This window comes from Aeromonas sp. sif2433 (assembly GCF_019218705.1).
GTDB classification, from domain to species: domain Bacteria; phylum Pseudomonadota; class Gammaproteobacteria; order Enterobacterales; family Aeromonadaceae; genus Aeromonas; species Aeromonas encheleia.
The window spans coordinates 41,903-52,698 of sequence record NZ_JAHUXD010000018.1 but is presented as its reverse complement, the minus strand read 5'-3'; the positions used below and the strand labels follow the sequence as shown (position 1 = coordinate 52,698).

Here is a 10,796-nt window from a genome sequence, read left to right as displayed (position 1 = left end):
TGGCGCAAGCTGAGCTGTGGGAAGAGAGACAGCAGGTGTTGAAAGGCTTGGGTATCCATGATGGCGGCCCTCGGGTGATGACCTACTTCAAGGTTAGCCTTTCAACATGTAATTGGGACAGAGCCTTAAAAAAGCCGCCAGGCAACGCCTGGCGGCTTTTTGGGTTTGTGGCAGCCCGCGAGTAGGGTTAGCGGCCCGTCTCGTAGAGCTCAAGCGGCAGGCCATCGGGATCGGCGAAGAAGGTGAAGCGCTTGCCGGTCAGCTCATCGACCCGCACCGGCTCCACCGCAATCTGGTGCCGCTGCAGATGGGCGATGACGGGCTCGAGCGCCTGCACCCGAAACGCCAGGTGGCGCAGGCCACAGGCCTCCGGCCGGGAGGGCCGCGCCGGCGGCGCCGGGAAGCTGAACAACTCCAGCTGGCTGCCGTCGGGCAGCGCCAGATCCAGCTTCCAGGAGTGGCGCTCCTCGCGCAGGGTCTCGTTGATGATGGGCAGCCCCAGCACCTCATGATAGAAGTGACGCGAGCGGCCATAGTCGCTGGCGATGATGGCCAGGTGATGGATGCCATCGAAGAGGGAAACCGTCATATCCACTCCAGAGAGACGGGCGGCCAGGCCGCCCGTCGTCGTTAGTTGAAGAAACCGCTGAACCAGTTGTCCAGCGCGTTGACCGGGTTGGTCACCGGACTGGCGCAGCTGGCGGGTGCAGGCAATCCTGCCAGCTTGGCCGGCACCTGCAGACTGCCTGGGCAATCGCTGGCGACCCGGGCGCCGCTGGAGCGGGAGAAGTTGGCCCAGCTCACCCCTTCCGGCATCTTCAGCCCCAGGCTGTTGACTCCGCGCTGGCTCATGTAGCCGCTGAACAGCTGCAGGGCACCGCTGGCCCCGGTCAGCCCGGCGGGCTGGTTGTCATCCCGGCCGACCCAGATGCTGACCAGCTCGTTGTTGTCCATCCCGGCAAACCAGGAGTCCCGCAGCTCGTTGGTGGTGCCGGTCTTGGCGGCCATGGTGGCACCGGGGAACTTGGCGCTCAGGGCGCGGGCCGTGCCCTGGCTCACCGTCTTGGTCATGGCGAACAGGGTCAGCCAGCTGGCCTGCTGGTCCGTCACCCGCTTGGCGGCCTGATCATGCTGATAGAGCTGGCTGCCATCGCTGTTGATGACGGCGCGGATGGCCGACAGCGGCTGGGTCAGCCCCTGGTTGGCGATGGGCAGGTACATCTGGTTCACCTCCATCGGCGACAGTGCCACCGCCCCCAGCACCAGCGACGGATAGGGCTGGATATCCTGATCGACCCCCAGCTTGTGCAGGGTGTCCACCACCTTGTCCAGCCCCACCTGCAACCCCAGGTTGACGGTCGGCACGTTGAGGGAGCTGGCCAGCGCCTCCATCAGCGGCACGCTCTGGCGGAACTTGCGATCGTAGTTCTGCGGCGTCCAGATCTGGCCATCCTGACCACGGATGCGGATAGGCTGATCCTTGAGCGGGGTGCCCAGGGTCAGGCCATTGGAGAGGCCGGTGAGATAGACCGCCGGTTTCACCAGGGAACCTATCTGGCGACGGGCATCCAGCGCGCGGTTGAAACCGGCGTAACGCGGATCCCGGCCACCCACCATGGCGACCACCTCCCCCTTGTGCCAGTCGGAGACCACCATGGCCGCCTCCAGCTTCTTCTTGCCACGCTGCTTCTCGATGAGGGCGAGGCCGGACTCCACCGCCTGCTCGGCGGCGTGCTGGGCGATGGGATCCAGGCTGGTGAAGATCTTGAGGCCGGACTGCTTGAGCAGATCCGGGCCGAAGCGGCTCTGGATCTCGCGCTTGAGCAGCCCCATGAAGGCCGGGGTACGGCCATAGCTCATCTGGCCACGGGCGATGATGCCGAGCGGCTGCTTGCTGGCCAGCTCATATTCGGCCGGTTGCAGGCTGCCATGATCCATCAGCAGCTTGAGCACCAGATCCCGGCGCGCCTTGGCCCGCTCGGGGAAGCGCCAGGGATCGTAATAGGAGGGGCCCTTCACCAGCCCCACCAGCAGCGCCACCTGATCGATGTCCAGCTCGTTGACCGGGATGCCGAAGTAGAAGTAGGAGGCGAGCCCGAAGCCATAGACCCCCTGGGAGAAGTTCTGCCCCAGATAGACCTCGTTGAGGTAGGACTCCAGGATCTCATCCTTGCTGTAGCGGTAGTCGATCAACACCGCCATGTAGGCTTCCTGCAGTTTCCGCCACAGGCTGCGCTCCCGGGTCAGGAAGAAGTTCTTGGCGAGCTGCTGGGTGAGGGTACTGCCCCCCTGAACGGTGCGACCGGCCAGCAGGTTGGCCGCCATGGCGCGCATGATGGCCACCGGCGAGACGCCGCCGTGCTGGTAGAAGTCCCGATCCTCGGTGGTGAGCAGGGTGATCAGCAGGCTGTCCGGCACCTCGGCAATCCGCACCAGCAGGCGATCCTCTCTGTCCTCGGTGTTGAGTCGGTCCAGCAACACCGGGTCCATCTGGGCATAACCTAGCTGGCGCTGAGTCTCCAGGGACTGGATCCCCTCCAGCCGGGCGCCGTTGAAGGTGAGCCGCAGGCCGCGGGCGCCGTCGGCGCCGTCAGAGAATTCGAACGGACGGCGGACCAGCTCGATGCGATTGCCGTTGATGGCGTACTCGCCCGGGGTATGGGGCTGGCGCACCTGCTTGTAGCTCAGCATGTTGAGCTCGCGCAGCATCTGGGCCTGGGAGATGCGCTGGCTGGGATAGAGCTCCAGCGGACGGCTGTAGACCATCACCGGCAGTTGCCATTTCTCCCCGTCGAAGCGCTCGCGTACCTTGGTATCGAGGTAGATGCCAAATACCACCATGAAGGCGCCCACCACCAGGGAGAGCTTGAAACCAAGCCAGAACAGCTTGCGCCAGATGGTGCGGTTGGGCGCCGCCTTCTTGGGAGTACGCTTGCGTTGTTGCGTTGCCATGAATCCTCTTTGCTATTCGTTATGTCGCCATCGCGGGCGTAGTCATTATCTCATTGGTCTTGGCGAGAGCCGTAGGGCCGATTGCGCTTCGCCAATCGAGCCTGACTTCCTCTACATGCCCATCTTCTTCTTGGTCACCCGGGTCGGCATCGCCTCGAGGGGATTGTCCGGCCAGTAGTGGCGGGGATAGCGCCCCTTCATCTCTTTCTTCACCAGCGCGTAGGAGCCGGCCCAGAAGGCGGCCAGATCGGCGGTGATCTGCAGCGGCCGCTGGGCCGGCGAGAGCAGCTCCACCACCAGCGCCACCCGGCCATCGGCCACGCAGGGGGTGCTGGCCTGGCCGAACATCTCCTGGATCCGCACCGGGATCACCGGCGCCTGACCCGGCTGATAGCGGATCCGCACCCGGCTGCCGGTCGGCGCGGCAAAGTGACTCGGCAGCGCCTCGTCCAACCGCCTCGGCAGCGGCCAGGGCAGGGACTGGCGCAATATGTCCACCAGGTTGAGCCGCTTCAGCTGCTCCAGCCGGGTCATGCCACTCAGGGCAGGCAATAACCACTCTTCCAGCCGGGCCAGCAGGCTCTCGTCGTCCATGGCGGGCCAGCCCTCATCCGGCAACCAGTCGGCGGCGCAGCGCAGGCGGGCCAGCAGCCCTTCGCTCTGCTCATCCCAGGGCAGCACGTGCAACCCCTTGCGGCGAATGCCCTGCAGCAGGCAGCGCCCCTTCTGCTCGTCCGACAGCTCGGTCAGCGGCCGCTGGCTCAGCACCAGTTCGCCGAGCACCTGCTGGCGCTCGGCCCGCACCCGCTCCTCCCGCTCGTCCCAGTCGAACCACTGGCGCTCGCTCACCAGCTCGGGCAGCAGGCGGACCAGCTCGTCCAGCTCCACCGGCTCGGCGATGAAGATGCGGCTGCCGCGCTCGTTCTGCCCCATCTCGATGGCGATCAGGGCGCCTTGTCCCTGGCATGGATGACCTTCTACCAGATCGCAGCTCACCCCACCACTGAGTTGATAGCGGGTGGCGCTGCGCAACTTGCCGATCCGATCCGGCCAGGCGAGGGCGCACAGCAGCCCCAGCCACTGCCCCTGAGCCTCCCGTGGTGCAGAGCCGGGCCGCACCCCGAGCCGCTCGAACCAGCGGGCGGCGCCCTGACGCAGGGCCCCCAGGCGGCGGTGGAACAGCACCGAGAGGCGCTCGGATCCTCGCAGATCCTCTTCCAGCAGCGCCACCAGATAAGCGGCATCGGCGACAATCCCTGTCAGACCCTCGGCCTCCAGCTCCCGGGCCCGCAGCAGCAGGCGCGCCAGCCGGGGATGAGTGCCAAGTGCCGCCATGGCCCGACCCTGAGGGGTGAGCTGTTGCTCACCGCCCGGCTGCATGGCCCCGAGGGCCACCAGCAGACGCTGGGCGCCGGCCAGCGCGGCGGCGGGGGGCATGTCCAGCAGCGGCAGGCTCTCCACCCTGGCCCCCCACTGGGCGGCATCCAGCAGCAGACCGGTCAGCTCCTGGGTCAGGATGTCCGGTGGGCTCTGCTCGGCGAGGCGCTCCTGCACCTCGCCGCTCCACAGCCGGTAGCAGACACCCGGACCGAGACGACCCGCGCGACCCGCCCGCTGGGTGGCGGAGGCCCTGGCGATCTGGCGGGTCTCCAGCCGGGTGACACCGCTCTTCAGATCGAAGCTGGCGCGCCGCTCCAGCCCGCTGTCGATGACGACCGAGACCCCCTCTATGGTGAGGGAGGTCTCCGCCACATTGGTGGTGAGCACCAGCTTGCGACTGCCCGCCGGCGCCGGCTCGATGGCCGCCTGCTGCGCCGCCATGTCGAGGCGGCCATAGAGCGGCGCCAGGCGCACATCATCGGGCAGCCGTCCCGCCAGCCACTGGGCCAGCCGCTCTATCTCCCCCTGCCCCGGCAGGAACACCAGGGCGCTGCCGGCGTGGCTGGCCAGTGCCTCCAGCACCACGGCGCCCAGCTGGGGCTCCAGCCACTGCTGGCGATTGGCGGGACGATAGTGGTAGTCGATGGGGAAGCCGCGCCCCTCCGAGCGGATGACGGGGGCGTCCGGCAGCAGGCTCTCCAGCGCCATGCCATCCAGGGTGGCGGACATGATCAGCAACTTGAGATCGTCGCGCAGCCCCTGCTGGCTCTCGATGGCGAAGGCCAGGGCGGTGTCGGCATGCAGGCTGCGCTCGTGGAATTCATCGAAGATGATCAGGGAGACGCCAGGGAGCTCGGGATCCTGCTGCAACATCCGGGTCAGCACCCCCTCTGTCACTATCTCCAGCCGGGTCTGGGCACTGACCCTGCTCTCGCCACGCACCCGCAGGCCGATGCGCTCCCCCACCTTCTCGCCGAGTTGGCGGGCCAGAAAGCCGGCGATGTTGCGCGCCGCCAGCCGACGGGGCTCCAGCATGATGATGCGACCGGGCAAGCGGGCCTGGCGCACCAGCTCCAGCGGCAACAGGGTCGACTTGCCCGCGCCGGGCGGCGCCTGCAGGATCACGCTGGCGTGCTGGTCGATGGCATCAAACAGCCCGGACAGCACCGAAACGATGGGGAGTTGGGACAAAGCGGCGAAAACCTTCTGTGATGACCTTAAAAACGGCGTCTATTCTGCCATAGAATGGGGCCATGTTATGAGCGTGAAAAAAAGGCACCATCCCCCGAATGGCCAAACTCTTCTTTGCCCTGCCCCTGCACGGGACTGCCCCCAAGCTGATCGACTGGCGTGACCGACGCCCCTGGCCCGGCCTGCCGGTGCCGGAGATCAACCTGCACCTGACCCTGGCCTTTCTCGGCGAAGCCGACGAGGCCACCCAGGCCAGGCTGATGGCCGCCGCCGAGCGGCAACACTGCCCGCCGCTGCGCATCCCGTTGGATCAGACCGGCTGGTTCCACCGCGCCAAGGCCGCCTGGGTGGGGCCCAGCGAGTGGCCGAACGAGTTGAATGTGCTGGCCAAAGCGCTGCGGCGCCACGGCGAGAAGCTGGGCCTTGGCAACGGCGAGCAGGGTTATCGCCCCCATGTCACCCTGTCGCGCAAGGCCGGCGAGGCCCCCGCCGAGCTGCCGGCGCCGGATTTCGTGCTGACCGCCGATCACTTCTGCCTCTATCGCTCCGTCAGCACGCCGGACGGGGTCTGCTACCAGCCGCTCGCCTGCTGGCCCCTGCGCGCCCGCGCCAAGGCGGACACGCGAGAAGACCTGGCCTGATGAGCCATCCCCTTTGCAACCCAGCCCGCGGGTTGCTCGCCCAGAGAAACAAACAACAAACAATTAAGAAAGGACAGCGCCCCATGATTTTCGATCCCCCTCTGCAATCCGGCCTGCTGGTCTCCCGCTACAAACGCTTCCTGACCGACGTGCTGCTGGATGATGGCGAGCAGATCACCATCCACTGCGCCAATACCGGGGCCATGACCGGTTGCGCCGAGCCGGGCACCCGGGTCTGGTACTCCACCTCCAACAATCCCAAGCGCAAGCTGGCCCACAGCTGGGAGATAGCCGAGAGCCCGGCGGGGCACTTCATCTGCGTCAACACCGCCCGCGCCAACCAGATAGCCCGCGAGCTGATCGAGCAGGCGGCGCTGGCCCCCTTGGCGGGCTATGCCAGGCTGCGCACCGAGGTGAAATATGGCGAGGAGAACAGCCGCATCGATCTGCTGCTGGAGGATGACCACCAGCCCGATTGCTACATAGAGGTCAAGTCCGTCACCCTGCTCGACGAGCGGGCGGCGCCGGGGATGGGCTACTTCCCGGATGCGGTCACCACCCGTGGCGCCAAACACCTGCGCGAGCTGATGGCCATGAAGGCGGCGGGGCATCGCGCCGTGTTGTTATTCATGGTATTGCACTCCGGAATAGCGCGGATGCGTCCTGCAACCCACATAGATCCGCACTATAGTCAGCTTATTGAGCAAGCCATGGCGGCAGGGGTTGAAATTTTATGCTATCGCCCCCATGTTGGGGTGCAGAGCATGGTGGCCCAAGGCTTTATTCCGTTTGAATCTGGCCACCTGCAACCCGAGGGCAGCGAATAAATGCTGGAATGGGTAACATTATTGGCAAGGCTTGTTTGCCTCCAGTTGACCCTTCTGCTATAGATACCGCCCTCAATTTACGGATGGCACGAGTAGCGTGCTGAATTAGGAGACAGGGCATGCCAACAGGCGAAAACAGGAAATCTCTGGGCCCCCTGGCCATTGCGGGTGTAGAGCCTTACCAGGTGAAAGCCGGTGAGGAGTACATGAATGACCAACAGAAGGTTCATTTCCGCAAAATCCTGGGAGCCTGGCGTAACCAACTGATGCAGGAAGTTGACCGCACCGTTGACCATATGAAGGATGAGGCTGCCAACTTCCCGGATCCAGTCGATCGCGCCGCGCAGGAAGAAGAGTTCGCGCTCGAACTGCGTACCCGCGACCGTGAACGCAAGCTGATCAAGAAGATCGAGAAGACCTTGCTGCTACTCGAAGAAGACGACTTTGGTTACTGCGAACACTGCGGTATCGAAATTGGTATTCGTCGCCTCGAAGCCCGTCCGACCGCCGACCTCTGTGTCGACTGCAAGACACTGGCTGAAATCAAGGAAAAACAGATGGCCGGCTGATGCCGACCCTCGACATAGTCAAAAAAGGGAGCTTGCGGGCTCCCTTTTTTATTGAGCTTTTAGCACTGGCATCCCAGAATGCAGCCTCAATGCATCGTCTACCCGAATCTCCATGGCCCTGACTCCCCTCTCCCGACCCTATGTCGGTCGCTTCGCCCCCTCCCCGTCCGGCCCGCTCCACTTCGGTTCGCTGGTGGCGGCCCTCGGCAGCTTCCTGCAGGCCAGGGCGCAAAGGGGACGCTGGCTGGTGCGCATCGAAGACATAGATCCGCCGCGGGAGATGGCCGGGGCCAGTGAGCTCATCCTCCATACCCTGGAGGCCCATGGCCTGCACTGGGATGGGGAGGTGATCTACCAGAGCCGACGCCACGCCCGCTATGACGAGATCATCGAGCGGCTCTACCGGGCGGGGGACCTCTACTGGTGCCGCTGCACCCGGCGCGAGATCATGGCCGGCGGCGGCTTCTATGGCGGTCACTGCCGCGAGTTGGGGCTGGCACCGGCAGGCTGCGCCGCCCGCCTGCGCCAGCGACGCCCCGTCTATCATTTCGATGATGCGCTGCAGGGGAGGATAGCCGTGCCCGCCGCCCTGGCGGAGGAGGACTTTATCGTTCGCCGCCGCGACGGGCTCTATGCCTACAACCTGGCGGTGGTGGTGGATGACATGGACAGCGGCATCAGCGAGATAGTGCGTGGCGCCGATCTGCTGGAGCCCACGGTGCGCCAGATCGCGCTCTACCAGACGCTGGGGGCATGCGTGCCCGATTGGGTACATTTGCCGCTGGCGGTGCTGGCGGATGGCAACAAGCTCTCCAAGCAGAACCACGCCCCGGCACTGTCCCTCGACGAGGTGAGGCCGGCGCTGTGGCAGGCGCTCGCCTTCCTCGGCCAGTGCCCGCCCCCCGAGCTGCGAAGCTGCCGCATCGAGGAGATCATCGGCTGGGGGATAGAACACTGGCGGCTGGAGCTGGTCCCCCGCCAGCCAAAGATCGCCCTGGCGACCAGTTGAGCAGGTTCAGACTAGAGGAATAGACAGCGCTGTTGTTTGTATGACCAGGCCCGAATAAGGGAAGCAGGCCACACCGTTTCTCATTTGGTCAGGCCTGAGCTATGATAGGCCGCTATTTTTTGGCCTCCCGTCAATTTGAAGTCATGAAGAGGTGTACCATTTTTTCCCAGATCGCAAACTTTTGCCGCAAGGTGCTCGGCAAGGACGACGGCGAGCAGTCGGTTGAATCTACCCTGCCGGTCCACGTAGCCGGCCAGCGTCGAACCTTGAGCCGCGACCAGCACCCCATCTCGCGCAAAGAGATCAGCGAGAATGCGCTCAAGGTGCTCTACCGCCTGAACAAGGGTGGCTATGACGCCTACCTGGTCGGGGGTGGTGTCCGGGATATTCTGCTCGGGAAGACACCAAAGGATTTCGACATCGCCACCAACGCGACGCCGGAGCAGATCAAGGCATTGTTCAGCAACTGCCGCCTGATCGGCCGCCGTTTCCGCCTGGCGCACATCGTCTTTGGTCGTGACGTGATCGAAGTGGCCACCTTCCGGGGTCACCACCATCAGGTCAATACCAGCAAACATGTGTCGGCCCAGTCTGATGAAGGCATGCTGCTGCGCGACAACGTCTACGGCACCATCGAAGAGGATGCCGAGCGCCGTGACTTTACCGTCAACGCCCTCTACTACAGCGCCAAGGATTTCACCCTGCACGATTTCGAGGGTGGCATCGAGGATCTCGCCCAGCGCAAGCTGGAGCTGATCGGTGACCCCGAGACCCGCTACCGGGAAGATCCGGTGCGGATGCTGCGGGCCGTGCGCTTCGCCGCCAAGCTGGACATGAACATCAGCCCGCGTACCGCCGCCCCCATCAAGGAGCTGGCGTCGCTGCTGCAGGATATCCCGCCCGCCCGCCTGTTTGAGGAGACCCTCAAGCTGTTCCTGGCTGGCGATGGCCTGGCGACCTACAAGCTGCTGCGTGAATACGGGCTGTTCCAGCCGCTGTTCCCGCAGGTGGCCGCCCTGTTCACCCCCCATGGCAACTCGCCGTTCGAGCAGTTCATCGAGCTGGCGCTGATGGACACCGACACCCGGGTGCGTGAAGACAAGCGGGTCACCCCCGCCTTCCTCTACGCCTCCCTGTTGTGGGGCGCCGTCGAGGCCCGTGCCCGGGTGCTGGAAAACGAGAGCGGCCTGCCCTGGCACGACGCCTTCATGCTGGCCATCAACGAGGTGCTGGACGCCCAGGTACGGATCATCGCCGTGCCGCGCCGCTTCACCACAGACGTGCGCGACATCTGGGCGCTGCAACAGCGGCTGACCCGTCGTCAGGGCCGTCACCCCGAGCGGGCCATGGAGCATCCGAAGTTCCGCGCCGCCTTCGACTTCCTGTTGCTGCGCAACCGGGTCGAGCGTGGCCTCGGCGAACTCGCCAGCTGGTGGGAGCGCTATGTGGAATCCAACCCGGATGTGCGCCCGCAACTGCAGCGGGAAGCGACCCGGGGCGGTGAGCGCACCCTGCAGCGGGAAGCGACTCGCGAGGGTGAAGGCGCACCGGCACCGGCTGGCGAGAAGCGCAGCGGCAACAGCAACAGCCGCAATCGTCGCCGCCCCCGTCGTCGCAAACCGAAAGCGGCCGAGTGATAAAAAAGTGATGACCGAGGTCTTCGTTGCCATCGGCTCCAACTTGGGGGATCCCATCGCCCAGGCCAGGCGCGCCGTCACCGCATTGGCGGCGTTGCCACAGACCGAATTGCTGCAGGCCTCATCCCTTTACGGCAGCCGCCCCATGGGCCCTGCCGATCAGCCGGACTACGTCAATGCCGTGGTGCGGCTCAATACCCGGCTCGGCCCCCTGGCCCTGCTGGATCAGCTGCAAAGAATCGAGTTGGAACAGGGACGTGTGCGCAAGGACGAGCGTTGGGGTCCAAGGACCCTGGATCTGGATCTGTTGCTCTATGGGGAGCAGATCATCCAGCATGAACGCCTGACCGTCCCCCACTACGGCATGAAGGAGCGGGAATTCGTGCTGCTCCCCCTCGCCGAACTTGCGCCCGCTCTGGTACTGCCCTGCGGTACCCCGCTCTCCGAACTGGTCGCCCGCTGCCCGCGCAATGGTCTCGTGATCCTTGCCGACGCCACGGGTGCGTAGACGAGTCGCCGTCATGAGCAAGATTGCCACCACCATCCTGCGCCAATCCAGGCCGACCCGTCAGACATTCACCGCCATCGCG

General features: G+C 65.1%; 10 protein-coding genes. 7 read left to right on the top strand and 3 right to left on the bottom strand.

Features of this window, described 5'->3' with window-relative positions:
• The coding region (locus KW825_RS19560; RefSeq protein WP_218330149.1) for a hypothetical protein at nucleotides 1-185 on the top strand (185 nt) is incomplete at its 5' end.
• Between the two features lie 2 nt (nucleotides 186-187).
• On the opposite strand, the gene KW825_RS19555 is transcribed toward KW825_RS19560, so the two are convergent.
• The 3 genes from KW825_RS19555 to hrpB form a co-directional block, all read right to left on the bottom strand.
• Entirely contained in the window at nucleotides 188-589 is a 402-nt protein-coding gene (locus tag KW825_RS19555; RefSeq protein WP_218330148.1) for a VOC family protein, read from the bottom strand.
• Between the two features lie 41 nt (nucleotides 590-630).
• Nucleotides 631-2,952, bottom strand: coding sequence for a penicillin-binding protein 1B (gene mrcB / locus KW825_RS19550; protein ID WP_218291681.1), 2,322 nt, complete (start codon nucleotides 2,950-2,952; stop codon nucleotides 631-633).
• A 111-nt stretch (nucleotides 2,953-3,063) separates the two neighbouring features.
• Complete coding sequence (gene hrpB / locus KW825_RS19545; RefSeq protein WP_218330147.1) at nucleotides 3,064-5,523, bottom strand: ATP-dependent helicase HrpB; 2,460 nt, start codon at nucleotides 5,521-5,523, stop codon at nucleotides 3,064-3,066.
• Between the two features lie 98 nt (nucleotides 5,524-5,621).
• Between hrpB and thpR the strand changes: the two genes are divergently transcribed.
• The 6 genes from thpR (at nucleotide 5,622) to folK (ending at nucleotide 10,714) form a co-directional block, all read left to right on the top strand.
• Nucleotides 5,622-6,164, top strand: coding sequence for an RNA 2',3'-cyclic phosphodiesterase (gene thpR / locus KW825_RS19540; protein WP_218330146.1), 543 nt, complete (start codon nucleotides 5,622-5,624; stop codon nucleotides 6,162-6,164).
• A gap of 83 nt (nucleotides 6,165-6,247) precedes the next feature.
• Nucleotides 6,248-6,991, top strand: a complete 744-nt coding sequence (sfsA, locus tag KW825_RS19535) for a DNA/RNA nuclease SfsA (RefSeq protein ID WP_218330145.1) — start codon at nucleotides 6,248-6,250, stop codon at nucleotides 6,989-6,991.
• 119 nt (nucleotides 6,992-7,110) lie between these two features.
• Nucleotides 7,111-7,560 (top strand): RNA polymerase-binding protein DksA, encoded by a 450-nt coding sequence (gene dksA, locus KW825_RS19530; RefSeq protein WP_005329052.1) that lies wholly within the window; start codon nucleotides 7,111-7,113, stop codon nucleotides 7,558-7,560.
• A gap of 112 nt (nucleotides 7,561-7,672) precedes the next feature.
• Nucleotides 7,673-8,569 (top strand): tRNA glutamyl-Q(34) synthetase GluQRS, encoded by an 897-nt coding sequence (gluQRS, locus tag KW825_RS19525; RefSeq protein WP_218330144.1) that lies wholly within the window; start codon nucleotides 7,673-7,675, stop codon nucleotides 8,567-8,569.
• A 143-nt stretch (nucleotides 8,570-8,712) separates the two neighbouring features.
• Nucleotides 8,713-10,206 (top strand): polynucleotide adenylyltransferase PcnB, encoded by a 1,494-nt coding sequence (pcnB, locus tag KW825_RS19520; RefSeq protein WP_042653309.1) that lies wholly within the window; start codon nucleotides 8,713-8,715, stop codon nucleotides 10,204-10,206.
• 10 nt (nucleotides 10,207-10,216) lie between these two features.
• On the top strand, nucleotides 10,217-10,714 hold the full coding sequence (gene folK, locus KW825_RS19515) for a 2-amino-4-hydroxy-6-hydroxymethyldihydropteridine diphosphokinase (protein WP_218330143.1): 498 nt from the start codon (nucleotides 10,217-10,219) through the stop codon (nucleotides 10,712-10,714).
• Nucleotides 10,715-10,796 lie beyond the last annotated feature (82 nt).

Coding starts and splice junctions, on each gene's coding strand:
- KW825_RS19555 (WP_218330148.1), bottom strand. CDS start 589: ATGACGGTTTCCCTCTTCGATGGCATCCATCACCTGGCCATCATCGCC.
- mrcB (WP_218291681.1), bottom strand. CDS start 2,952: ATGGCAACGCAACAACGCAAGCGTACTCCCAAGAAGGCGGCGCCCAAC.
- thpR (WP_218330146.1), top strand. CDS start 5,622: ATGGCCAAACTCTTCTTTGCCCTGCCCCTGCACGGGACTGCCCCCAAG.
- sfsA (WP_218330145.1), top strand. CDS start 6,248: ATGATTTTCGATCCCCCTCTGCAATCCGGCCTGCTGGTCTCCCGCTAC.
- dksA (WP_005329052.1), top strand. CDS start 7,111: ATGCCAACAGGCGAAAACAGGAAATCTCTGGGCCCCCTGGCCATTGCG.
- gluQRS (WP_218330144.1), top strand. CDS start 7,673: ATGGCCCTGACTCCCCTCTCCCGACCCTATGTCGGTCGCTTCGCCCCC.
- pcnB (WP_042653309.1), top strand. CDS start 8,713: ATGAAGAGGTGTACCATTTTTTCCCAGATCGCAAACTTTTGCCGCAAG.
- folK (WP_218330143.1), top strand. CDS start 10,217: ATGACCGAGGTCTTCGTTGCCATCGGCTCCAACTTGGGGGATCCCATC.